The organism is Rahnella sp. BCC 1045 (assembly GCF_019049615.1).
Taxonomy (GTDB): Bacteria; Pseudomonadota; Gammaproteobacteria; order Enterobacterales; family Enterobacteriaceae; genus Rahnella; species Rahnella contaminans.
The window spans coordinates 1-22524 of record NZ_JAFMOZ010000107.1 but is presented as its reverse complement, the minus strand read 5'-3'; the positions used below and the strand labels follow the sequence as shown (position 1 = coordinate 22524).

Sequence of the window (22524 nt, the reverse complement as noted above, 5' to 3'; positions counted from 1 at the left end):
CGGCCTGTGAGCAATCCATGATAATTCCCTGACTTTATCTTGTTTCAACTACGGTGGTGTCATCATGGCCGGAGTGCACCACTCTTCAGGTAATTATGGCGACGTGATGACTGGCAATAAAGTTTTCATTGCCTGAGGAGTTTGGATATTACGAGTTACGCATGAGTTACAGAATTACCCTCTGCTCCGTCCCGATGGACAGGGGTTCTGTTTTGACAGCAGAAAGAGTAAGCGATGAAGTTGAGACCGGAACGGTCAACAGGGGGAATGACGGGGGGCTTAAAAAATTGCGGGGCTCATGACCTGTTCTTAACCACCGACGGCTGAACAAATCATGAACCCCTGAACCTGCAATAAAATTTCACTGTATGAAATTGTGCTCGTCAATAATGCTCAGTAATAGGTGATCGTCACATCGGCTTTCGCGGTGAAATTCCCCGTAAAATCGTTATTACTGGCATCGGTGACTTTTGCCGCCGTCTGGATTATCGCCGCCTGGAAATTAGCGGTGTTCTTGCCTTTTTGTCCGACACCAAGATTTTGTTTCACGCCCATTCTCACCGTATTCCCTTCGCTGTCAAAAAGTCCGACTTCCAGACCCTGCAATTTTTCACCGTTCTGAACGCTGGTGGTGGACAATGTGTCGCGGCCCTTAATCACGGTGTAGGGTTCGTCAAACGTAAACTCCACATTATTGGTGTAGCTGCTACAGGTAAAATCCATGCCGAAGCGGATCAGCGGCCCTTTCTGAGGAAAGGTGCCGCTGCCTGTTTTGCTGATATTGCCCAGATCAACGGTCTGATGCTTATTATCCAGCGAACATGACGGCGCGGCCATGTACACACCTGAACCTAACGGCACATCAACGGTGGCGATACCGCCCAGCCCGTCGATGGTAAAGGTTAAATGCGCGCCGGGAGGAATGACGGCCTGAGACTGATATTCCATCCAGCCGAATTTAATCAGTTCTGCACGCATCGATTCGATGGCGAAATTGTATTGTTTATCGTACTTGTAGAGCGTTTTTCCCGCATTGTACTGCGCGCCGAACTGCACCAGCGTGGTGTCGTCTTTACCATTAATAATCGGATATTCCACACCCAGACGTTTTCCGCTGGCCATTTGCGCCGCAGGATAGCTGTCTGGCGGCGTTTCTTCACTGATCTGCACGGCTTTGATGTACATCTTCATCTTTATGCCGTTATTGGTGGTTTGCGCTTCACCCGCCCAGTCCAGCGCGCTGTCATTGACCGCGCTGAGACTCAGGCTGATGGTGCCGTCAAAGTTGGCCGGGGCTTCAAACTCATTGCCATCCGACGTACAGGTCAGGCGCATATTTGGCAAAAACTGGGCGTAATCAAGCGCAAGTACCACCGTGTAATCCGGCGTGTTCTGATCGACAGCCACCGGATTTTCACGCGTGTAAGGCGAGAATGGCGCTGCACCGCCGGAATCGATATCGCAGTGTAAAACCCCCGCCTGGCTGCAAACGGGAGCCAGAAGAGTCAGTAACAACGCAGGCCATATTTTCATGTGCGGCTGTCCGTCAGAAATTCAGGGACTGATGTAACACCGGGGATTCGCCACCGAAATCGTTGATGACTGAATAGTTCAGCGAGCCGGATTTACCACTCACACCGGCAGGCAGCGCATAACGCATTTCCCCTTTAGCAGGCACCATGCTGTTCTTACCGGCGACCGGCTGCGCTTTGCCGCCTGCGGTGACCGAAAGCTCAGAGAAACTGGCGTAATACTGCGTCGGGTTTTTCGCAATCAGCCAGGTTTTACCGCCTTCACGGCTGACCTGCCATTGCAGTTTGTTCAGCGTGTCAGCCGGTTTCTCTGCCAGCGTCGTCGGGCGGATAAACACTTTCAGACGGGTGCGTACGGCCACCTGTAACTGGTTGCCCTGCGCTTTACTGACCGGCGGCACTTCCTGGATCCAAAGCCAGTAAACCGATTCCCGATCCTGAGGGATTTTGCCCGGCACGATAACCATGCGTAACTTCCCTTCCCTTCCGGCACCGATTTTGAATAAAGGAGGCGTGAGGATCAGCGGCAGGTTTTTATCGTTACCTTTTAAATCTTCAATCCAGGACTGAACCAGATAATCCTGTGACTTATCATCGTTGATGAGCTTAATAGAGGTTTCTTTATCACTTTCCAGCGCGACCACACGGGTCAGCGCGGGACGGACAGCGGCGGAGGCCGCGTTTGCCAGAAGTAATAAACTCATGAATACGGGAACGGCAATTTTAGTGAATTTCATCTTTATCTCTGCTTAGCGACAAACCGCATTTATTTGCTGATACCAGGGTTCAGAAGACTCTTTGGCACCTGGTAAATCGAACTGGCACTGCGCGTTATTGCCCAGGTCCACATGCAGTGTTGTACCGCCATCGGCCAGAATGCCGTTGAGATACAACAGTCCGTTATCGGCCACCATGCCGACCTGCTCCTTGCCCTGCCATGCCGCCGCTCCGAATGGCGCAGGTTTGCCGTCTGAAAGCGATAACATCACTATAGCGCGGCGGCCTACTTTCGTCTGGAAACGGCGGACAACGACCGCTCCGTGAGTCGGGATCACGTTCTGGCCACCATCAACCAGCTCAACGTTATCCGCGGCATGTCTTGTATCGAGCGACAACGGATTGTCGCGGTAAGCTGAAACGGACGGCACCACGGCACGCCCGAAACGGTTGGTGCTGACACCCGGCTGACCGTCGACGCTGATACCCGCCGCCCCCGGTGTTTCAATAATGGCAATGGTGTCGCCGAGTTGCTGGGAAAGCACCACGCCGTGACGATAAGCCACCACGCCGCCGGAAATCCCCGCCGAATACTGACGGCTGTCCTGACTGGTGCTGGCGCTCACATTCATATTCGCCATCGAATTGCGGTAAGCTAGCGCCGCCGAAGGCGAGTAACCGGTGCTGTCATGCTGCGCGGAAAGCGAATAGTTCATCGTGCTGTCGAGTTCGGTTCCCGACACCGTCGCCATTTGTGAATCACCGGAACGGTTACTGCTATTGGTGCTAAATGACAGATTACGGCTGCGCCTGTCGCCCATATCCAGCGGCACGGAGAAATTCAGTGAGAGCTGACGGTCAGGCGCGTTCTGGCCATCATTGCCCGAATTCGCCTGATAACTGTAATTCATGCTGATGTTGACGGCTTTAATGTTGAAGCTGTAACCGAGCGTCAGTGAGGTGTCGGTTGCGCTGCTGTCGTAATAGCTGTCGCGCTGTAACGTCAGATAACCGCTGCCGAAGTCACCTAAGCCCTGATTGATGGTCGCCTGCATTTCATTTTTGCGGTGGTGCTGCGTGTCATCATCGCCCCAGCGCCAGCCCGCGTATTCGGGAAAATCCATGAAATCTGCGGTCTGGTAGCGGTAAGCCATCAGTTGCAATGAGGTGTCAGAACCGTCAAACCGGCGGGCATACAGCAAACGCAATGCACGACCACTGTCGCCGATACTTTCTGCCTCAGTGGCTGCGTTGTCGTTAACCTGCTGATGTCTTTCCAGCGCCCAGTCCAGAGAAATGCTGCCCAGCGTGCCGAGATTAAACGCGCTGCTGAGCGCCATAGACTGATAACCTTCGCCGGTGACCACCAGATCGCTGAGTGTGAACTTATCCCAGCCATATTGCAGGCTGCCCTGAGCGACCAGCGGCTGATAAGACAAGCCGTCGTCGCGATACCGCCCGGCGCTCACACTGTAACGCCAGGTGCCGGGGCGCAGCATGTTGGGCAGTGAAGTATACGGCACCGTAAAATGCTGCTGTGAGCCGTCGCTCTCTTCAACGGTCACCTCTAAGTCGGCCCCGATTTGTCCGTTGTTAAGATCGGTAATGGCAAAACTGCCCGGCGCGACCGTCTGGCTGTAGATAATGTTGCCGCGCTGACGGATAACCACGCGGGCATTGCTGCGCGCGACGCCGCGGATCACCGGAGAATAACTGAACGTGTCGGAAGGCAGCATCTGGGCGTTAGTTTCCAGCGTGACGCCGCGTACCGGCAAAATCCCCAGCACGTCGCTGGAGGTGCTGGCGTACACATCACCGGCTGTAAAACGCGAAACCAGAGACGCAATGTCCCGTTCTGCGTAGGCGCGGTCATGGTTCTGCTCCCAGCCGGTGTCCGATTTATTGAACGTATCGAAACTGTAGAAACGCCAGTTGCCGAGATTGACGCCGGAATTGAGGCTGAGATAGGCGTTATCGCTGGTGGAGGCATCCGCGTTATTGCCGCGGTTTTCACTGTGATACACGTAACCCGAATAGCTCATACGCAGGGCGTTGACGCCGTTATCCCACAGCGAAGGGTCAATCATCTCGCTTTGTCCGGCGACGTTCATCGCCGCCTGAGGGGCGGTTATCACCAGTTGTTGCATGGCCTCGTCATAGCTGATTTTTGCATCAGGCCATTTGGTCGCAAAATCGTAGCAGGTTTCATTACCGGCTTTGGTCAGTTCATCCAGATGATGGTCAAGTCCCATCTGGTGCAGCAATGCCTGAGTCAGACACGGCGTGGCACTTTCACTGCCCTTAACCGTAATAAAGTCGATTTTGGTTTTAAAAAGAGTATGGCCGTTCAGCACAATATCGACCGTTTTAATCCCGGCTTCGGTCTGTTCGGGATGATAAAATTGTTTAGGGATTTCCTGGGTATCTTTACGCAGGAAATCAGCATCAAAGGCACTGTCATTTTCTGCTGCATGAGAATAAACAGAAAAAAAAGCAGGCGCAAAAATGAAAAATCTTATTATCAAAAACCAATAATTTATTTTCACAGTTGGCCTGCTTAATGTCGGGGTGGTTATTCGTTATTTATTTACGGGGATACAAAAGTGTTAATTAATTGTATGTGATATCCACAAATGTCTTCGCGGTAACATTCCCTGCGGTGACAGCGGGTGTGGACGTATTCGCCTTATAAGCCACTTTAAATTTCAGTGATGTATCTCCGGTAGTTAATGCCTGTGACACGGAAGACTGACCGCCGTTGATATCCACCAGCGTTGTTCCGTTATTTTCTAAAACAGCCACGCCGACGCCGGTTGCCGGGGTCGCAGCATTGGTGTTTTTCAAAATGGAATTATCAACCGTATCGGGCGTGCCACTAAAGGCAACACGGGCGTTTTTCATCGTTGAGGTATCACAGTCTTCGAGATCAATGGTGAAGTCAGTCATACCGGCATAGCCGCCAGCCCCGGAGAAAGAATCCGGGGTAACGTTAGGAAGCGTCATCAGGCCAGATGTGCTGGCAACGTTATTAAAACCTTTCAGAGAGCAGGCTGATGCCGTCACTTTACCGGTAAAGGTAATGTCACCATCTGATGCAAGAGAAGCCAGCGGGGTCAGCCCGAGGATGATAAGAGTGAGTGCTTTAATTTTCATAGCAATATTTCCTGGAAAAGAGAGAATGACATTCCGTTAAACAGAGGACGATTGATTCACGGCATGAATAACGGCGATGGGTGGATTGTAGTGGAATAAATAATTTAGGAAATACGCAATGTTTTAATTCGGCATTAAGAAAAACGAAATACCCCTGACAAATAACATAATCTTAACTTCACAGATGCTTCAGAAAAGAGAACGTATTTTCTAAAATAATTCATTAAGAAATATGAGATTGTCATTCATTCTTTAATCCCTGCATTATTGACCATTATTTTGCAGCTGGGCAACACGGAGAACGACAATGAATATCACCTTTCTGGGATGTCAGAAAGAGTATGAGGAATGGTACATTTTACTCATTAACGCCGGGGTAGATGACTTCCCTTCCCTGCTCAACCCTCAGGAAATTGAAGCCGCACTGGCTGAAAACATGCCAGCAGCCTTTCCCTGCATGGCTTACATCCAGAAAAACGAAACCAATTACCTTGATGAAGAAATTGTTTACGTTTATGAAGAAGAATTTTCAAAATGGATGCATCTGATGGGGGCAGACAAAAGATAACTAAGTCATTGGTGCTACAATTAGAATCACTCCAGATGTCAGCCAATGAGGTTGGAAATGAATGACACGAATCACAAGCGCCCTGTCTCCCTTAAGATCAGGAAATTCGATCTTAACCTGTTAATGGTCTTAGATGCGGTTTACACCACCGGCAGTGTTAAAAATGCGGCCACTTTGCTCAATGCCTCCTCACCCAGCATCAGCCAGTCCCTGCAAAAACTGAAAGATTACTTTGGTGATCCCCTGTTTTTGCGTGACGGGCAAAAGCTGAAAGCCACCACCATCGCCACCAGACTACATCTTACGATTAAGGACAGCCTGGAAACGCTAATCAGCAATATTGAAGATTTTGAAAATGATGAGTACCACAATCAGCTCGTCATTCAGTGCCCGGTATACTTATCGCTGAAAATCATTCCGATTATCAGCGAGTTTTTCGCTAAAGAAAAAATAAACTGTGAAATTGTCCATCGGGTCAGCGACAACATGGTTGACAGCTTTAGTGAGTCGTTATCACTTCGCCAGGTCGATTTAGTGTTTGGCGTCAGTAAAAACCTCGGGCTTTCTACTCAGTCCTTCCTGATTGGTCAGGAAGACCTGGTGTTTATTTGCAGAAAAAATCATCCACGTCTTCACACCGAACTTCGTGAAGAAGACATCCCGCAAGAAGTCTTTGGTTACCTCCATACCGACGAATTACCGGCAATCACATCCCGCAAAAATATTGAAAATAACCTGATGTCAGGACGAAGCTTTTCTCTGAAAAGCCCTTCTTTCATGTCTATCCTCAGCCATGTTTCTTCTTCAGATTCGGTGGCTATTGTTCCCCGCTGGCTGGCTGAGCGTTTCATAGATGCCTTTGACATCAAAATTCTTACCAGTGAAATTCCCTTGCCCGTGGTGGAAATCGCCATGAGTTATAATAAAAACAATCTTAATAAAAAGATGAACAACCAGCTTTTTAATTATCTTAAAGAAAATTTCCGCGCCTGAGAGGGGATCTCAGATCTTTGAGACAATACGATTATTCGAACTGAGAGTTCAGCCATCATAAAAAGAAAATCTAAACACAGTTTCCGGCAGTCCGTTTTTGATTAAAAAAACGCGGACTGGCGCTGTGTGTAAGCAGTTCTGGCTATACTTATCCTGCCCGGCTCAGAGGCGTTATTCCTGGTGGTCATTCCCGTTTAGTCCCCGCGGTTTTCCGGAGTTATCAGCATGACCGAAATCGGATTTGCTTTGCTGGTGTTCACGCTGTTGCTGGCCGCCACGCTGGTGGGCATGGTTGTCCGGCCCTTGTTGCCTGAGGAACATAAAGCGCACGAAACCGTACAGCTGGTGCAACTGGTCATCGGGATGCTGCTGACCTTCGCCGCGCTGGTGCTCAGCCTGATGACAGCGTCGGCGAAAAGTAACTTCGATACGCTGACCAATGATTTTCGCAGCTACGCCGCAGACCTCATTCAGCTTGATGTCACATTACGCGATTACGGGCCGGAGGCTGACGCTGCGCGGTTAAATCTGCGCCTTTATACCGCGGCCGCGATTGCCAGTACCTGGCCCGCAGATGTAAAACCCGCGGCCACCGTCACACAGAAAACAACACCGCCCGAAAATATTCAGGATCGGTTAGAGGATTATCGGCTTGGCGAAATGCTCAATATCGCGGAGCGACAGGTGCGTCAGTTACCGGCGCAGGATCCGTTGCAGAAACGTGTGATGGAAGTGGCGCTCAGCCAGTTTGACCGGCTGATTCAGGCGCGCTGGCGGCTGATTGAAGTCTCGCACAGTTCGATGTCACAGCCGTTCTTTACCATGCTGACGTTCTGGCTGATGATCATCTTTCTGAGCTTTGGTCTGATTGCCCCGCGCAATGCGCTGGCGATTGTCACCATCACCCTTGGCGCGTTATCCATCGCTTCCGCCATTTACGTGATTGTCGATCTGGATTCACCCTTTACCGGCCCTATCATGATTTCCAGCCAGCCGATGCAGGAAGCTTTGCAGCATTTACTGCGCTGACAGGCTATACCAAACTTGCCATCGCCAGATACGCTGTCACCGCATTGCCCGGCTCCTGTACCCGGCTCACCATCACCAGATTGGCGGTCAGTTCGGGGGCGTTCAGGCTGCGGTAGACGAGGCCGGGAATATTCACCTGTTGCAGCGGCGCGGGGATCAGCGCCAGCCCGAGCCCTGCCGCCGCAATCGCCAGAACGCTCAGCGTGCTGTTTGAACTGTGCGCCACGTTAAAATTTTCTCCCAGCCGCTGCGCCAGCAAAATATACAGATTTTCATGCGTATCGTGGGCGTCATACAGCACCAGCGGCTGTCCGGCGAGCATGTCCACGGTCAGCTGCGGATGCACGGCTAAAGGATGATCGTCGCACAGCGCCGCCATGATTTCCCAGTTTCCGGCCTGCTGTACCCTGATTTGCGGATCCGCCGTCGTGCTGTTATCCGGCGTATAACCGATATCAATGCGACCGGTCAGGATCGCCGTCACCTGCTGCTGTGGCGCGATTTCCTGAATAATCACTTCGGCATCCGGATGGGCCTGGCGGAAACGACGTAAATCGGCAATCATTTTGCCGCTGAAAATGGCGTTACCCGCAAAACCGACACGCACCCGCCCCGTCTCGCCGCGCATCGCGCGTTCCACCGCCAGCCGCGTATGTTCCACCTGTTCCAGCGTCAGCCTGGCCTGTGCCAGTAAAAGTTTTCCCGCTTCAGTCAGTTCCACCCGACGGCTGGTGCGGATAAACAGCGGGCCGCCCAGCTCCGTTTCCAGTGCTTTAATCTGCATGCTGAGTGCTGGCTGAACAATATTGAGCCGCCCGGCGGCGCGGCCAAAATGCCCTTCTTCAGCCACGGCCACAAAATAACGTAAGTGTCGGAGTTCCATTATTGCCTTATTCATCATTAAAAATGATTATTCAGTAAAATCTATCTATTTGAGTTTAACGCGGAACCCCGCCAGACTGAATCCCTCAACGTAAAAGGATCCCCAAAATGCACACTCAACCACTGCAAGACCGTCAGGCGCTTAACGACCTCATGAATGGCTGGATGTACCGCGATCTGGGCGAATGGGAACAGTTACGTAACCTGTTCCATCCGGACGGCACCATAGAAATCACCTGGTATGAAGGGCTGGCGAGCGGTTTTGTCGATGGCTCGATGCGGATGGGCGCGTCAGATTTACGCACCAAACACATGATCGGCTCACCCGTCGTGACCTTTAACGAACGTGGTGACAAAGCGATTCTTGAAACCAATGCGATGATCATCGCCGAAAACGTGAAACTGAATATCGGCTGCGAATGCCACAACCGCTTCTACGATCTGGCAGAAAAAAGAGACGGCGTGTGGAAGCTGTTTCACCGTCAGAGCGTCTACGATATGGGGACGTTCACCTTCCCGCTGGGGCCGGTAGAAATTGACGCAAGCATTGCCGCTAAATATCCGCGTGAATATGCGGCGCTGGCCTGTCTGCTGGAACTCAGCGGGTTCCCGCTCAGCCGCGTGTTTGCTACCCGTGGCAGTGAACTGGAATCAAAAATGAAAGCGGACGCTAAAAAGTGGCTGGCGGTCTGACTGTTCAGTCAGAATAAAAAAGCAAGGTGACAGACGCAGGTCTGCACCTTGCTGCGTTTCAGACCGGTAAACTCATCAGACCCGGATACGGTAAGTGTGTACGTTACCCGCCGCCTGTCTGATGGCACCGGCAAGTTGTTCGGTCAGATCTTTATGAGGCGAATACGCATACGGCGGTTTTTCGACGCCGGGCGTAAATCCGCAACCATTTAAATCTCCGGTTTTCTGATTAAAGACAGAACCGGAATCCGCCAGAAACTCCCCGCCAAAACCTTTATATAATTTACAATGGTCAGTCAGCCCTTTGACATTGAAGACATTATATTCTGAGAGCGTGCGTGAATTTTTCCCGACGCCGAAGCTGTACTGATATTTATATATCGGATCAGAGGTATTGTTATCAAACACATTATTATAGAGATGGATATTACCAAAGCGGACGCGTGGCGTGCGCTGCACAATACGGCTGAAATTATTATCATGAAACGTCACGCGTAATTTGCCGGTATCTTCGGCGTCATTACTGTCGCTGTGGCCAATTAAAATCGTCTTATCATGTAATGTAAACAGGCAATTCGAGACGGTAATATAATCTGACGCCCGTTTGATATCGAGGGAGCCATCATGCTGAACGTATTTCCAGCCATCGACTTCTTTATACATGTCCATGGTGAAACGCCCGTCAGTAAAGGTCACGTGACTGACCCAGACGTGATGAGCGCGGATAATACTCAGCCCGTCCCATTCGGCATTCCAGCCATCGCCCTCCTCAAATTGCGGGTCAACATCCACCGGGTTTTCTATGAAAATATTGTGGATAATCACATTGCTGACATCCTGAACCAGCAGCGCGCTTTCGATAAATTTCGCGTTATGGTCTATGCCGATGAGTGTGGTGTTGCTGCCCAGAAAAATGCGGCCACGCCGGGACTGATCCTGCCGGTTCACGTAGGGTACGCCTGCGCTGGCATCAATCACACCGCCCACCCAGATGCGCTTTTTGCGGTCGCCTGATGCATCGATAGCCTGCCGGAGCTCTGCAATCGTCGTGACATAATATTCGAGTTCCGGTTTTTCTCCGCCGCCGGTGGTTCCCCCTGCCTGCGATGCCCATCCGTCAGGAGTTTGATACCAGGGTTCATGTGGTGGAATATGCGTGATGTTGTCCATAATAAATACTCCCTTTATTTTTCAGATAAAATGAGGATCCTGTTTCTTTATTGCTGTCATCTCTTTTATATGTTTTATATTCCCGGCAGGCCGTGCGTAAAGTCACAATTAGCAGAATATAGCTAAAGTATTTCATTGGAAAATTCCCAACATACAATAACTAAGAATAAGCGTGCAATAAATAAGGACGCATCCTACGCCTGTGGCTTTATTCTGAAAATAAGGGTTTATCCGGATTTGTTTATTGGTATTTAAATTATGACACCTGCATTCACGTCCCGGAATAAAAAAAGGCGCCACCCGAAGGATAACGCCTTTCCTTTCAGAAACAGTGTTTCTCAGTTTACCAGTTCACATCAATAGTCGCAGCGGCTGTCGCCGGGCCCGGTTCGGCGGTCGGACGCGGACACAATACCCATACCAGCGGATCTGACCACGACTGGGTGGAGGTCAAAGTGTGCAAACCAAACGCGCTGCTGTCCATGGGAACCGATGACGCTTTGTTGGTACATCCGGCATCGGTGGCAGCATTTACCCCGAGGAATCCGCGGATATCCCCCGACACGCTTGCATCTGCCATTGAGGTTATCGGCAGCGTGTACTGATCGCCAGCCTGTGATTTCGGCGTGAAGGAATAGCTGACATCCGTGCTGATCCCGGCGTCGTTGGTACAGTTCACATTCAGTGCCGACTGTACCGCAACGCCCTTTCCGCCGGTCGCCTGGCCCGGAGTGACATCACCGAAAGAGATCACCGCCGCGGTATCCAGCGCACATTGTGTACGGGCGATGGACAGGTTGCTGAAGTTGAGCACTGACTGCTGGTTGGTGCCGCTGGTTTTATGCAACTGGAGATACGTGGTCGGAAGCGCACCGGGTGCGGCGGTCGGTGAAACATAAATCCCGTAGGTGACATTCATCGCGGCGCTTCCCCCGGTCAGCGCGTAGAAATTACCGCTGACTGTACGCTTAAGCCCTGCACAATGGGACGTGGCGCCGGGGCTGAGCCAGTCGGCGGTGATCGCTCCCTTGCTGTCCCATGTGGCGGAGTAGTTATCCGTAGCAACGTTGGCGGTAGCGTTCGGGGTGCCCGTGGTTGTCGATGCGGCCAGGTTACCGGACAGGATAATCAGCACACCCGGCTGGATCTGGTATCCCGACCACCCGTCTACCGTCACATAGGGCTGACCGGCAATATTACACGTCGCGCCATTCGAATCCGTGGGGGTGGACTGCCAGGCCGCCAGTTTCCAGCCCCAGCTGTAGTTTAATGCCGTGTTCGCACTATAAGGTCCGTACTGAGATGTGCCTATTGATGGCGTCCAGGTGCCCAGCTTTGTGTATCCGTCCCCGATAACTTGCGCTGAAACCGGAGTACAAGGCACCAGTAAAATCGCAAACAGCCATTTTATCCAGGGTTTACCCGTAGCTTGCGTGAAAAAATGGAGCAGCGAGCCTGGGGCTCGCCTGGTCAGATTGCCGGAGCCAGGCCGGTTAACGATGTGGGTGAAATCAGACATACTTCTTTCCTGTATAAACATAATGTGGATAGGTGAGTAACAAAACCTGCCCTTCAAAAGTGGAGTCCCCACTCAGGTTCAGCGGCACTCGCCGTTAAGCTGGATAACCGGCATCTGCGCGGTTGGCTTCAGCCCTTCAAGGTTATAACTGACGCGGCACTGCTTATCGTTGCCCTTACCCCAGGTCACGGACAGCGCGCCTTTTTGCGGTAAGCCGGTCATATAAACCTGACCGTTATCACCGACGATGCCGGTCGTTTCGTCCTGGGCCGTTTTGTCCAGTAACGAGACGGTTGCGCCAAATGGCACCATGCCAGCCCCGGCAGTGCGGGTCAGGGTCATTAACACCTGATAACCGATACGGGTAGCAAAGTCGGCCTTCACCACCGCGCCGTTCGTCGGATACACGGTTTGCTGGTTTTGCGGCAAATCGACGTTGTCCGGCAATGTGCTCGGATCCAGACCCACGCTGTTACGGGTGTAATCGGACAGATAAGGCACTATCGCATAACCGCGTGAGTCGGTTTTTCCGCTGCCATTTGACAGATCTACGCCGCCGGCACCCGGTGCGCTGACCAGCGCGACAGAACTGCCGAGAGGACGTGACAACGTCACTCCTTCACCGTGTACCACCGCACCGCCGTTCATGTTGACGTTCATCGAACGCATGTCACCTGAGTAGCCGTAACCGGCTGACACATTGCCTTTACTGCCCTGATAGCCCAGATTCAGGTTGCTGTTACTGACCTGATCCTGATTTCCCCAGCCCTGCATCACGCTGTAGGAGAGCGCGCCATCTGCGTTACTGCCGGAAATTCCGGTCTGGTTCTGCGTGCGGCCTTTATTGTCATGCGTCATCTGAGCGCTGGCGTAAGTGTTTTGCAGCGCGGAGGATGAGCTGAAGATGCTGAACGGCACGCTCAGGTTGAAGGACACCTGACGATTCTCTGGCCAGTCGCCGTTGCCTTTCATCCGGTCAACGGTGTAATAAAGGCCGTAGCTGACGCCCCGGTAACTGCCGTTATACCCTGCCGAAAGGCTGGTCAGCGTTTTGGTCGATCCCCAGTAATCATCACGGTTGGCGCGCAAACTGACCGAACCATAATTCCCCAGTTGCTGAGTCACCTGCGTCTGGAAGCTGCTGCGACGGCGGCTCAGCGTCCACGGCGAAACGTCATCCTTCTGCGCATATCCCATGCTGTTGTATTCCGCGAAACTGTAATAATTTCGGGTGGAATAGCGCAGCGCCGTCAGGTCAAAGGACGTGCCGGTAGTCAGCATGCTTTTGGAGTAACGCATACGCCATGACCCGCCGGTCTGGCGATCGCTGTCTTCAAACTTCGCCTCAGAGAATGTCCCGTCGGCGGAAAACGCCCCCATATCCCCGAGCGAAAGGCCGCTGCCCAGCGTCAGGGCACTGTAGTTTTGCGAGCCCAGCATGCCGCCGTACAACGTCAGGTTTTTAGGCAAACCGTAAATCAGCGTGGCGAGCACAAACTCTGACTCGCGCGAACCCTGCGTCATGCCGCCGTTATAACGACCGGCAGTGACCTCATATCTGACGCCACCGGGGCGCAGCATCACCGGCAGTGAAGAATAAGGCACCACAAAACTGTGTACGCTGCCGTCGGCTTCGGTGACTGATACGTCGAGGTCTCCGGCGTTACCTGCCTGATAGACATCTTTAATTTCAAACGGACCGGGTGCGACGTACGTTTCATACACCACATAGCCGTTCTGACGCACGGTGACGCGGGCATTGCTGTTGGCGACGCCGGTGATCTGCGGAGCAAAACCACGCAAACGGGCAGGCATCATCTGCTCGGTAGAACTGAGCTGGATCCCGCGGAACGGCACCCCATCAATCACGTCGCTGCCGGTGCTGGATTCCCCCATCGTCAGACGGGAACGCCAGTCGCGGATATCGCGTGACAGATAGGTGTTAGAAAAACGCGTGCTGTCGCTGTTATTGCCGCCATCCGAGTCGGAATGGCTGTGCGTGACGGTACTGCGCAGACGCCATGCGCCAAGGTTTGCACCGGTCTGCACGTTGGCAAACAGGCTGTTGTTCACGCGGGTATCGCTGTTGAGCGTCTGTTCGTTACGACCGGCACTGAGGTTGTAGTTAAACAACATGGCCGGGATACCGTCATCCCATTGCGACGGATCGGTCTGGCTGTCCCTGCCCGGCTGCATCGCCACCTGCGGAATGCTGACATCCAGTCGCAGACGCGATAAGTCAAATTTGACGGTGGATTGCGGGATCAACGCCGGAAGATCTTCCACCGGTTTCTCTTTCGGCAAGCCTTTGAACGCAGGCAACTGATCCACGTTGACGCCCAGCGTGTTGAGCAGCGCCGGCGTCAGTTCCGGTGCGATAGCGCCCTGCGCGTTTTTGCTAAACACCAGTGTTCGTGAAACCGCTTCGTGCTGGTTCACGAAAATAGTCACCGGATAATTCCCTTCAGCCACGCCGCCTGCCTCGGAAAACGCAGACAGATCGACATCCGATGCGCCGGTGCCCAGTGAAAGTAATTCAGGGTCAAAATAATCCGCCGCCCAGGTGTTCTGGCAACTCATTAATACAAACAGCGCAAGCGTTTTGCGCGGGAAGGCGCGGATGTGGCCTGCCATTCCGTTAGTCCCTAAACAGGATGTCAATGTCTTACTCAAGGTCGTTCCCTGCTCTGCAATAATTTATTAGCTGTTCCGGATATGCCGGTCATGCGATCTGATGGCTTACAATGTGTCTTTGCACAATCACTTGTTTTATAACGTTTTGTGCTGCACTGGCGTTGGCCGGCTGTCTTCTCCGATCACCTGCCATTCCACCTCATTACGCGCCCCTTTCGGCACCGGATAACGCTGCTGCCCTTTTGGCGGAACCAGCGTGCGCAGTGTGGCGGCAGGAAGTGCCTGGCCTCCCACTTTCAGCTGGCTGAAATTGAGGTAAAACGGCGTCGGGTTATCCACCACCAGCGCATCGCCTTGCAGACTGAAACGAAGCTGCTCTGACGCCTTTGTCACACCGCCTGCCGGTAAACCCGCCGGGCGATAAAACAGTTTCATGTTGTTCACCACGGCGACGACCAGCTGTCCCCCGGTCTGGCTGGCTTTATCCGGCGCCGACGGAATGCCTTTCACCGAAAGATAAAAGACGGATTCCCTGTCCTGCGGCAGCGACGAGCCGGTCTGGCGCAGTCGCAGCGTCAGCGGTTCGCCGGGATCGACGCGTTTGAGCGGCGGTGTCACCAACAGCGGAAGCGCATCGCGCGGGCCTTTGTTGTCTTCTTCGGCCACCGGCAATCCGGTCGCCTGATCCAGCGGGCGTACCCACGACTGCATCAGATAGGCGCGGTGAGTGTTGTTGGTCATTGACCAGGTAATGCCTTTGGTTTCAGAAGCCGGATACACAATGCGGAACTGATTGATCGACAAGCCGTCAGGGTGTTCCTGCGCGGCCAGACACGGCAAGGCCGCGGCCAGCATGGCGATGAGCAGCGGCACTTTCAGGAAACGCTTCATCATTTGCTCCCGCCCTGCACCGGCGCAGTGAACAGCGGGCTGTTACCGCCGTAATCATTGATCACCGTCCACTGCGCCTGCCGCACAGCCCCTGTTACCGGATAACTGGCCTGTGAAAAAGGCGCGATCATCGGCACGACATCGCGCACCGCGACGTCACGACCGTCAAACGCCAGACGCGAAAACGTCAGGTAATAAGGCGTCGGGTTTTTCACCTCAACGCTGCCATCCTGAAGATGGAACGTCAGGCGCCCCTGCGCTTCTTCTGCCGTCATATCCAGACCCACCGGGCGATAAAACAGCTTGATGGTGTTCTGAATGCCGACGGAAATACGCGCCGCCAGCGAGGCCTCTTGCGCGTCTTTCGGTTGCGTCATGGCCGGCACAGCGATCGCGGTGAAATAAAATACCGATTCACGATCGGCAGGCAGCGCGCCATCGCCCTTGCGCAAAATCCGCAGGCTGTTTTTGCTGTTTTCTTCCAGCCGGAACAGCGGCGGCGTGGTCATAAAAGGTGCCGCTTCACGCCCCTGCGGCGAACCGACAACCGCAGACTGCACCAGATAGGGCCGCGAACCGTGGTTTTGGATCGTCAGCGTTTGCGCACTGTCGGTGGACTGGAAAATGACCCGCGTCCGGCTGAGGCTGATCCCGTCACCGGCGGCGGCAGCGTTGTGAGTCAGCGTCATCATTAACCCGGCGCACAGCAGCACACGGCGTAAAAACAGAGGAATAAAATGCACAGGAAGCCCCTTACTGATAGACGAAATCGAAGGTGACGCTGGCATTTAGCGTTCCTCCTTTGGTAGCGGCGTCGTTGCATTGGTTGCCACAGGACAACGCTGCTTTCAGCGCAATGCTGGCGCTGCCACCGTCAAAACCTGACCCGTCCAGCGCTACCGGCAGCACGGTGGTGTTATCCACCACGTCACCCTGAGCGGTGACAATGCGCACCCCGTAATTAACCACCTGAGAAGTCCCCGGTTGCAGGAACAAAAAATCTCCCGAAGCGGTGTTGCCGGTACCGGAGACTTTCACGCCCGGTTTTTGCACTGCACCGACAAAACCGGCGCATTGCGTGAGGGTGATCGCCAGCGGCAACGGATTCGCCAGGCTGTCTCCGCTGCGGATCCCGGATGACTGCACCGAACCGAAATCCAGCACAGGGGGGGCAGATACCTGACAGGTGGGCGCCTGAAACCTGGCGGTGAATTGCACATCTGCCGCTCCTGCGCGGGCGGTTATCGCCAGCAGACACAGACAAAAGGCAGCCCTCAGAGCCGTCAGGTGCCCTGATAAAATGTTGTGATTTTTCATTTTGTTTATCTGTAGAAAGCGTCAGGGAAAGATAAAGGCAAACGTGATTTTTGCGCTGACCGTTCCGGCATTCAGCTGCGGATCACCGGCGCCCTGCACAAGTCCCACGGAAAAGGGCTGCACAAAACTGCCGTTATCCTGCGTCAGGGCGACCGTGTCGCCCGGTGCTACTGTGCCTGTGGCGTTATAAAAATCTGTCAGGTTGTTCAGCGTGCCCTTTTTCAGCATGAAACCGACGAACTGCGCCGTCGAACTGGCCGCGCGGTACAGCCGGGTGTCACTAAGCTGCGAAGATTCACCGGTCACGGTCAGTGACGGGGCTTTGCCCTGCATTCCTTCGCAGTTTACGTTCACGCCTAGCGGAAGGATCGCTGCCGTACCGCTGCTGAATTGCGAAACGTCCCGGTTCGGGAACGTGATGGTCGCGGTATCCACTGCGATCTGGCAATTGCCATCTACCACCGTGGCTTTCATGTCCGTGGTCGCCGCCTGTCCGCCAGAGATGCCGCATAGCATCAGCAAAATGCCGGATGCTAAAGGCTTAGTTAACCGTGCCATGGAACGTCTCCACTCCACCAAAATCGTTGATTGCTGCCCATTCTGCTTTGCCCTGCCCGGCGGTCACCGGATAGTGACTGGCAGAAAATGGCGCAATCATACTGGTGCCTTTAATGACATCGAGTCTGACTGCCTTACCATCCACCAGCAGTTTGTTCAGGGAAATATAATAAGGCGTCGGGTTTGTCACTTTGATGCCCTCACCCGCGCGGGAAAACTGTAATTTGCCCATGGCCGTTTTATGCGTCATCGGCAAATCAGCCGGACGGTTAAACAGCTTCAGCGTATTTCCGGTGGCAATTTGCAGCGTTCCGCCTACCGTATTGTCATTATTATCCTGTCCCGCTTTACTGGTCGGGATTGCCATAATATTCAGATAAAAAACGGACTCTCTGTCGCGGGGTAAATTATTTGTTTTTCTCAGGATACGGAGTTTATTGGTGGTATCCGGTTCAATACGAAATAATGCCGGCGCAGGCATAAAAGCGCTGTCCGTTGATTTAGCGGTCAGACTGTCTGAAATGCCGACATTAATAAGATAAGGTTGATTATGGGAACGGTTATTAATGTCAATGCTCTGACTGCTATCAGATCCTGCAAAAATAACGCGGGATGCACCGATGCCAATACTGGCTAATACCGGCTCGCTCAATAACAGACTCAGGCTTAATACAACGCCCAACTTGCGGTAAAACTTCATAATATTCTCTGTCCGTTAAATGAAAAAGAGAGGCTAAAAAGTCCCTCTCTTTTTTTACTCAGTGTCGTACCAGGGATCTAAACTCTTAGTTACTCACGTAAGAGATTTTGATCGGAGCGGTATATGCGCCTGGCATTACGTTGGTAGCATCCATGACGGCCATACCCGCGGTGAAGGTATAGTCCACTGCGCCGGTAGCGTCAGCGGTCAACGGAATGCTGGTGTTGTTTTTAACCTGAGTGAGGTTATCTTTCTGAGTCAGCATGAAACCCGCTGTCTGGTTAACATCGCTCAGGAACAGGTTGTCAGTGCCAGTGGTAACAATGCCGGAAACCTGCAGTGCGCCTGTTTCGTCTTCGCTACAATTTTTCAGGGAAACCAGCAGCGGCTCCTGACCAACTTGTTGCTTAGCGGTAGTGAACGCAGATTTTGAGAAAGAACCCACGTTCAACGTTGCAGCACCATTATTTGCAGTCACTTCACAAGTGGTGTCTACAATAGTGCCCTGCAACTGGACATCAGCCTGAGTTGCAGCCTGAACCTGACCAGCAATACCCATAATCAGAGCAACGGGAGCAAGGGCGATAATTTTTTTCATTACAAAATCCTTCATTAGATATATGTGTTATTACAATGGAAATACTTAACTTCAGCCTGCCTTGGCTGATGCGGTAATAATACGTTTGCGAAGGGTTTCCGGATATCAGAGGGAGATTATTTTAATGAAGGTGCCAGACTACGGCTGTAGGATGAAGGATATTTCAAGAAGGTAATTTTTTGAAAGGGCTGAGGAGAGAAAAATATAACGGAATCATCAGATAAAATAAAGCCATCGTAAAAGGATGGCGTAAATTAAATAATAGGTTGTTGCCGTTTTACGGCGTAAGTATCCCAGTTGCCGTTCCACGCGTTTTTTTGAGATTTCCAGTCTCTCAGCCGGTATTCTTCCGGCGTCAGGTTATTCAGGGATTCATGGGGCCGCTCGTGGTTAGATTCTGCCCGCCGGTGTTCCGTGCATAAAATCAACCGATCAACTTTGGTTGAGTGCTTCCGGCGTTGCCAGAGACAACGAATTTAGAAAAGCCCGCTCAGGAGACTAAGCGGTTTTATTATTTTCCAGGGGAAGCCCTAAGCGGTAAACAGGAACCCGCCGCGTGGTGCCTGTCAGATTATCGAAGGCTTCGGCCTCAGCGGTGGAAATTCTCATACCGGACTTTCTCAGCGTTGAGATGTCAGCGGCGATACGCTGCATGCCAAACCAGAATAAACCATCAAGCGCGGTGACAGATAAACCGGCTTCCAGCGCCAGACGCAGACGTTCACGCGGCGCTTTAATCTGTTTTGCAATTTCCTGGTACGCGGCAGTGGTCACGCCATCCGCCGTCACGCGACGGATCCGGTGGGTGAAGCGGTAGCGAAAAGCATCGGGGACATTGTTCAGATCGGCCCTGATGCTATACACACAACCATACCGGCTTTCGCTGATGGTGACAGGTTTGCGGCCTAACGGCAGCGTTTTACGCAGTTGATCTATCAGCTGCGGGGCACGGATCAACTGGAGGCGAAACGGTATTTCAAAGCTGGTGACGTAATCAACATTCAGCAACGCAATGTGCAGCCGCTCTTCACTTCCGGCTTTTATCTGCCGGCACTCTTCTGTCACCTCCGCCCACTGCTGCGTTAGCCGGGGGGATTCGTCTATTGCTGCAAATTGGTATTTTTCGATCTGATAGTCGATACGTTCACTCATCGTTATTCCCCGCACATGTCTGTCATCAAACCGTATAAAACTAAATCACATACCGGTGTTTACGCGACAGAAATATCGTTTTTTTGCTCTTTTAACGGTAAAACGCCCTACCCGTTATATGCCCTGATTTACGCAGACCGGGACACCCTTTACTGCCTGCGTTTCCATTCATCCACAACATCGCCCAACGTCTTTGGAATATCATTGCGTATCCATGCCATGAAATCACGGTTGAACCGGAATTCCTCTCCGCAATGTTCAGTCATGAAACGACGAACGTTTTGCGTGTTTTTATACTCTTTATCGACGATTGTAGCGGGTGTGAGTGATGCGCTGTGCCAGTCCGTTTTCATCGGTCCTGCTCCTGAAAAAGCCAATAAGGGGAAAGCCCTTAACCTTAAATCAGCTGCTTTTTATTTTCCATATCACCGTAGTATTTTAACGTCCGCCTTAAACAGTCCGGTCAAACAACAAATTAAAGTTTTCTCCCAAAATGCCGATAACTTCCCTGAGAGTTCTTTTTTGCTGCATTAAACAGGAGAACGAAATGGATGTATCGCAAATTGCTTCACTGGCGACCGGGCTTGATAATCTGGATCTGAGCAACAAAGTTGACACCCTGATGTTGAAAAAGACGCTGGATAACCAGCAGTCAACCGCTGCCAGTCTCATCGAATCGATCCCGCAGCTACCTGCTAATCCGGCGATCGGGCGCAATATCAATATCACCGTCTGAACCCGCTTTTCACCTGTTCACTGTTGATGAATGCACCGCGTTTTCAGCAGTGTCAGTTTCTGACTCTCCGTCACATGCAGAGCGTTGGGCGACTGCGCCGTTATGAGATATATTACGGCAATCTCTTTATGACAGGTAACATCGCCAATGGCTCTGATCCCAAAAAACTACGCGCGCTTAGAAAGCGGATATCGTGAAAAAGCCCTCAAAATCTATCCCTGGGTCTGCGGACGCTGCACGCGGGAATTTGTTTATTCAAACCTGCGGGAATTAACGGTTCACCACATCGATCACGATCACACCAACAACCCGGAAGACGGCAGTAACTGGGAATTGTTGTGTCTGTATTGTCATGACCATGAACATTCAAAATACACCGAAGCGGATCAGTACGGCACCCGCGTAGTTGCAGGCGAAGACGCACAAGATGATGTGGATGCGGCAACCTACAATCCGTTTGCCGATTTAAAGTCGATGCTGAATAAGAAGAAGTAGTTTTAGATCTGTCCGCTTCTGTGGCAAAACCGCCAGAGATAACACTCCGGGTATCTTGTCGTTGAGAAGCGGACGCTACAGAGGTAACGCTTTCAGGATAACAGCGAAATCGTCTAAAACTCCACAGTAAGTTAGCCGTCCCGAACTATTAAAGATTAATTACACAAGGAGGCCTGCGTAAATAGCCTCCTTTTATTGTGCTGGGTGACTATCGTAATCAAATTATTCCAATAGTTCTTTAGGGTTTATTATTTTTTCTTTTCTTTCATTTAAGCCACCGTTGATGGCTATCCTGTTGAGATGATCCTCAATGAATTTTTGACCTTGTTTTGACAGCATGCTTATGTCATTATTTAAAATCACAATATCCCTGTTAAGTTCCATTAAAAAATTATTCGCTGTGTTGATAATATTCGAAAGTTTTACATCTACGGCCTTAATGAGAATATTCTGGGCAGCCACATTATCACCGAACTTATTTTCAATTTCGAAGAGTTCGCTCATGGCTCTATTCATGGCCTCATCCTGGAGATCTCTATATTGCAATGTTTTACTATGGACGAGATCCTGAGCCTTTTTCTTGAGGTCAAGATGCATTTCACCAATAGCCTTTATTGTCTCCGTATTAAGAATAGTTAATTCCTTTTGATACTTTTTGATAGCATCGGTAGTCATCATCATGCGCTGGAAATCATTATCTTTTACAATTTCCTCAAGGTCAATTAACGCTTTTCTTACGCCCGTTTCTTCTTTAATCCTTAGCTCTACCTCAAGCTCTTTCATCCGTATTGTTCTTTCGTGATCTGAATTCCTTTCAGTTTCGTTGCGTTGATGTTCCCAACGTTTTGATGGTTCTCTGATCAGATCACTTACCGCATCTAACGGCGCTTTAACTAAATCTATAATAACGCTTCCAAATTTACTAAACATACTCATTTAAGTCTCCTTTTGTTCCTGTTGTTAGTCTTTCCATTTCTCTCTCAAAGAGTCGGTTATCTTTAATGATAAGGTACTTCAACTGAGATAGGTTGAGTGATGATTTCTCTTCCATATTTATAAGCAAGTCTAGAAATTCAATCTTCGTAGAAGCCAAATTTTTATAGAAAATAGAAGAGGATATACTTTCATGCACAGAAGATTCCTCTTCAGAGAGCAAACATATTAATCTTTTAATGGCTGAATTATAA

24 protein-coding genes are annotated in these 22524 nt (G+C 51.5%); 6 read left to right on the top strand and 18 right to left on the bottom strand.

Annotated elements, in window-relative coordinates; all coding sequences use genetic code 11:
- Window positions 1-393: 393 nt before the first annotated feature.
- The 4 genes from J1782_RS05845 to J1782_RS05830 form a co-directional block, all read right to left on the bottom strand.
- Window positions 394-1533 carry a fimbrial protein gene (locus J1782_RS05845; protein ID WP_217152635.1) on the bottom strand — a complete coding sequence of 380 codons (1140 nt, stop codon included), beginning with the start codon at window positions 1531-1533 and terminating at the stop codon, window positions 394-396.
- A gap of 13 nt (window positions 1534-1546) precedes the next feature.
- The gene (locus J1782_RS05840) at window positions 1547-2269 is read right to left on the bottom strand and encodes a molecular chaperone (protein ID WP_217152634.1); all 723 of its coding nucleotides are present in this window, start codon (window positions 2267-2269) and stop codon (window positions 1547-1549) included.
- Window positions 2270-2281: 12 nt separating this feature from the next.
- Complete coding sequence (locus J1782_RS05835) at window positions 2282-4795, bottom strand: fimbria/pilus outer membrane usher protein (protein WP_371819743.1); 2514 nt, start codon at window positions 4793-4795, stop codon at window positions 2282-2284.
- A gap of 64 nt (window positions 4796-4859) precedes the next feature.
- Window positions 4860-5402: a fimbrial protein gene (locus tag J1782_RS05830; protein ID WP_152325996.1), complete on the bottom strand. Its 543-nt coding sequence runs from the start codon at window positions 5400-5402 to the stop codon at window positions 4860-4862.
- 307 nt (window positions 5403-5709) lie between these two features.
- Here J1782_RS05830 and J1782_RS05825 point away from each other — a divergent pair, with 307 nt between their 5' ends.
- The 3 genes from J1782_RS05825 (at window position 5710) to J1782_RS05815 (ending at window position 7992) form a co-directional block, all read left to right on the top strand.
- Window positions 5710-5970 (top strand): hypothetical protein, encoded by a 261-nt coding sequence (locus tag J1782_RS05825; RefSeq protein WP_152325995.1) that lies wholly within the window; start codon window positions 5710-5712, stop codon window positions 5968-5970.
- A gap of 57 nt (window positions 5971-6027) precedes the next feature.
- Complete coding sequence (locus tag J1782_RS05820) at window positions 6028-6963, top strand: LysR family transcriptional regulator (protein ID WP_208952458.1); 936 nt, start codon at window positions 6028-6030, stop codon at window positions 6961-6963.
- Window positions 6964-7188: 225 nt separating this feature from the next.
- Entirely contained in the window at window positions 7189-7992 is an 804-nt protein-coding gene (locus J1782_RS05815) for a hypothetical protein (RefSeq protein WP_152325993.1), read from the top strand.
- 4 nt (window positions 7993-7996) lie between these two features.
- Here J1782_RS05815 and J1782_RS05810 read toward each other — a convergent pair whose 3' ends face one another.
- Window positions 7997-8875, bottom strand: a complete 879-nt coding sequence (locus J1782_RS05810; RefSeq protein WP_217152633.1) for a LysR substrate-binding domain-containing protein — start codon at window positions 8873-8875, stop codon at window positions 7997-7999.
- A 107-nt stretch (window positions 8876-8982) separates the two neighbouring features.
- Here J1782_RS05810 and J1782_RS05805 point away from each other — a divergent pair, with 107 nt between their 5' ends.
- Window positions 8983-9567 carry a nuclear transport factor 2 family protein gene (locus J1782_RS05805; RefSeq protein WP_217152632.1) on the top strand — a complete coding sequence of 195 codons (585 nt, stop codon included), beginning with the start codon at window positions 8983-8985 and terminating at the stop codon, window positions 9565-9567.
- 75 nt (window positions 9568-9642) lie between these two features.
- On the opposite strand, the gene J1782_RS05800 is transcribed toward J1782_RS05805, so the two are convergent.
- From J1782_RS05800 to J1782_RS05750, 11 genes are all read right to left on the bottom strand, one after another.
- Entirely contained in the window at window positions 9643-10737 is a 1095-nt protein-coding gene (locus tag J1782_RS05800; RefSeq protein ID WP_217152631.1) for a polysaccharide lyase family 1 protein, read from the bottom strand.
- A 343-nt stretch (window positions 10738-11080) separates the two neighbouring features.
- Complete coding sequence (locus tag J1782_RS05795; RefSeq protein WP_217152630.1) at window positions 11081-12256, bottom strand: hypothetical protein; 1176 nt, start codon at window positions 12254-12256, stop codon at window positions 11081-11083.
- A gap of 78 nt (window positions 12257-12334) precedes the next feature.
- Entirely contained in the window at window positions 12335-14929 is a 2595-nt protein-coding gene (locus tag J1782_RS05790; protein ID WP_254302939.1) for a fimbria/pilus outer membrane usher protein, read from the bottom strand.
- 96 nt (window positions 14930-15025) lie between these two features.
- Window positions 15026-15784: a molecular chaperone gene (locus J1782_RS05785; RefSeq protein WP_165057203.1), complete on the bottom strand. Its 759-nt coding sequence runs from the start codon at window positions 15782-15784 to the stop codon at window positions 15026-15028.
- Window positions 15781-16569: a molecular chaperone gene (locus tag J1782_RS05780; RefSeq protein ID WP_217152629.1), complete on the bottom strand. Its 789-nt coding sequence runs from the start codon at window positions 16567-16569 to the stop codon at window positions 15781-15783. Before J1782_RS05780 ends, J1782_RS05785 begins: the two co-directional genes overlap by 4 nt.
- Window positions 16535-16999, bottom strand: coding sequence for a fimbrial protein (locus tag J1782_RS05775; protein ID WP_165057199.1), 465 nt, complete (start codon window positions 16997-16999; stop codon window positions 16535-16537). The genes J1782_RS05780 and J1782_RS05775 overlap by 35 nt, the downstream gene beginning before the upstream one ends.
- 120 nt (window positions 17000-17119) lie before the next feature.
- Window positions 17120-17656 carry a fimbrial protein gene (locus J1782_RS26325; protein ID WP_254302937.1) on the bottom strand — a complete coding sequence of 179 codons (537 nt, stop codon included), beginning with the start codon at window positions 17654-17656 and terminating at the stop codon, window positions 17120-17122.
- Window positions 17640-18356, bottom strand: a complete 717-nt coding sequence (locus tag J1782_RS05765; protein WP_217152628.1) for a molecular chaperone — start codon at window positions 18354-18356, stop codon at window positions 17640-17642. Before J1782_RS05765 ends, J1782_RS26325 begins: the two co-directional genes overlap by 17 nt.
- Window positions 18357-18441: 85 nt before the next feature.
- Window positions 18442-18954 carry a fimbrial protein gene (locus tag J1782_RS05760; RefSeq protein ID WP_165057197.1) on the bottom strand — a complete coding sequence of 171 codons (513 nt, stop codon included), beginning with the start codon at window positions 18952-18954 and terminating at the stop codon, window positions 18442-18444.
- A 498-nt stretch (window positions 18955-19452) separates the two neighbouring features.
- Window positions 19453-20106, bottom strand: a complete 654-nt coding sequence (locus tag J1782_RS05755) for a helix-turn-helix domain-containing protein (RefSeq protein ID WP_165058674.1) — start codon at window positions 20104-20106, stop codon at window positions 19453-19455.
- Between the two features lie 149 nt (window positions 20107-20255).
- The gene (locus J1782_RS05750; protein ID WP_152325982.1) at window positions 20256-20459 is read right to left on the bottom strand and encodes a DUF6434 domain-containing protein; all 204 of its coding nucleotides are present in this window, start codon (window positions 20457-20459) and stop codon (window positions 20256-20258) included.
- A gap of 194 nt (window positions 20460-20653) precedes the next feature.
- On the opposite strand from J1782_RS05750, the gene J1782_RS05745 reads away from it, so the two are divergent.
- Together J1782_RS05745 and yajD are read left to right on the top strand one after the other, a co-directional pair.
- Window positions 20654-20842 (top strand): YjfB family protein, encoded by a 189-nt coding sequence (locus J1782_RS05745; RefSeq protein WP_152325981.1) that lies wholly within the window; start codon window positions 20654-20656, stop codon window positions 20840-20842.
- Between the two features lie 147 nt (window positions 20843-20989).
- Complete coding sequence (gene yajD / locus J1782_RS05740; protein ID WP_152325980.1) at window positions 20990-21337, top strand: HNH nuclease YajD; 348 nt, start codon at window positions 20990-20992, stop codon at window positions 21335-21337.
- A 222-nt stretch (window positions 21338-21559) separates the two neighbouring features.
- Here the strand turns inward: yajD and J1782_RS05735 are convergent, their stop codons facing one another.
- Both J1782_RS05735 and J1782_RS05730 read right to left on the bottom strand, forming a co-directional pair.
- Window positions 21560-22273, bottom strand: coding sequence for a hypothetical protein (locus J1782_RS05735; RefSeq protein WP_217152627.1), 714 nt, complete (start codon window positions 22271-22273; stop codon window positions 21560-21562).
- Window positions 22260-22524 (bottom strand): hypothetical protein (locus tag J1782_RS05730; protein WP_217152626.1); only part of this gene is annotated, 265 nt, incomplete at its 5' end. The genes J1782_RS05735 and J1782_RS05730, both read right to left, overlap by 14 nt.

Coding starts and splice junctions, on each gene's coding strand:
- J1782_RS05845 (WP_217152635.1), bottom strand. CDS start 1,533: ATGAAAATATGGCCTGCGTTGTTACTGACTCTTCTGGCTCCCGTTTGC.
- J1782_RS05840 (WP_217152634.1), bottom strand. CDS start 2,269: ATGAAATTCACTAAAATTGCCGTTCCCGTATTCATGAGTTTATTACTT.
- J1782_RS05830 (WP_152325996.1), bottom strand. CDS start 5,402: ATGAAAATTAAAGCACTCACTCTTATCATCCTCGGGCTGACCCCGCTG.
- J1782_RS05825 (WP_152325995.1), top strand. CDS start 5,710: ATGAATATCACCTTTCTGGGATGTCAGAAAGAGTATGAGGAATGGTAC.
- J1782_RS05820 (WP_208952458.1), top strand. CDS start 6,028: ATGAATGACACGAATCACAAGCGCCCTGTCTCCCTTAAGATCAGGAAA.
- J1782_RS05815 (WP_152325993.1), top strand. CDS start 7,189: ATGACCGAAATCGGATTTGCTTTGCTGGTGTTCACGCTGTTGCTGGCC.
- J1782_RS05810 (WP_217152633.1), bottom strand. CDS start 8,875: ATGGAACTCCGACACTTACGTTATTTTGTGGCCGTGGCTGAAGAAGGG.
- J1782_RS05805 (WP_217152632.1), top strand. CDS start 8,983: ATGCACACTCAACCACTGCAAGACCGTCAGGCGCTTAACGACCTCATG.
- J1782_RS05800 (WP_217152631.1), bottom strand. CDS start 10,737: ATGGACAACATCACGCATATTCCACCACATGAACCCTGGTATCAAACT.
- J1782_RS05795 (WP_217152630.1), bottom strand. CDS start 12,256: ATGTCTGATTTCACCCACATCGTTAACCGGCCTGGCTCCGGCAATCTG.
- J1782_RS05785 (WP_165057203.1), bottom strand. CDS start 15,784: ATGATGAAGCGTTTCCTGAAAGTGCCGCTGCTCATCGCCATGCTGGCC.
- J1782_RS05780 (WP_217152629.1), bottom strand. CDS start 16,569: ATGCCAGCGTCACCTTCGATTTCGTCTATCAGTAAGGGGCTTCCTGTG.
- J1782_RS26325 (WP_254302937.1), bottom strand. CDS start 17,656: ATGGCACGGTTAACTAAGCCTTTAGCATCCGGCATTTTGCTGATGCTA.
- J1782_RS05765 (WP_217152628.1), bottom strand. CDS start 18,356: ATGAAGTTTTACCGCAAGTTGGGCGTTGTATTAAGCCTGAGTCTGTTA.
- J1782_RS05760 (WP_165057197.1), bottom strand. CDS start 18,954: ATGAAAAAAATTATCGCCCTTGCTCCCGTTGCTCTGATTATGGGTATT.
- J1782_RS05755 (WP_165058674.1), bottom strand. CDS start 20,106: ATGAGTGAACGTATCGACTATCAGATCGAAAAATACCAATTTGCAGCA.
- J1782_RS05750 (WP_152325982.1), bottom strand. CDS start 20,459: ATGAAAACGGACTGGCACAGCGCATCACTCACACCCGCTACAATCGTC.
- J1782_RS05745 (WP_152325981.1), top strand. CDS start 20,654: ATGGATGTATCGCAAATTGCTTCACTGGCGACCGGGCTTGATAATCTG.
- yajD (WP_152325980.1), top strand. CDS start 20,990: ATGGCTCTGATCCCAAAAAACTACGCGCGCTTAGAAAGCGGATATCGT.
- J1782_RS05735 (WP_217152627.1), bottom strand. CDS start 22,273: ATGAGTATGTTTAGTAAATTTGGAAGCGTTATTATAGATTTAGTTAAA.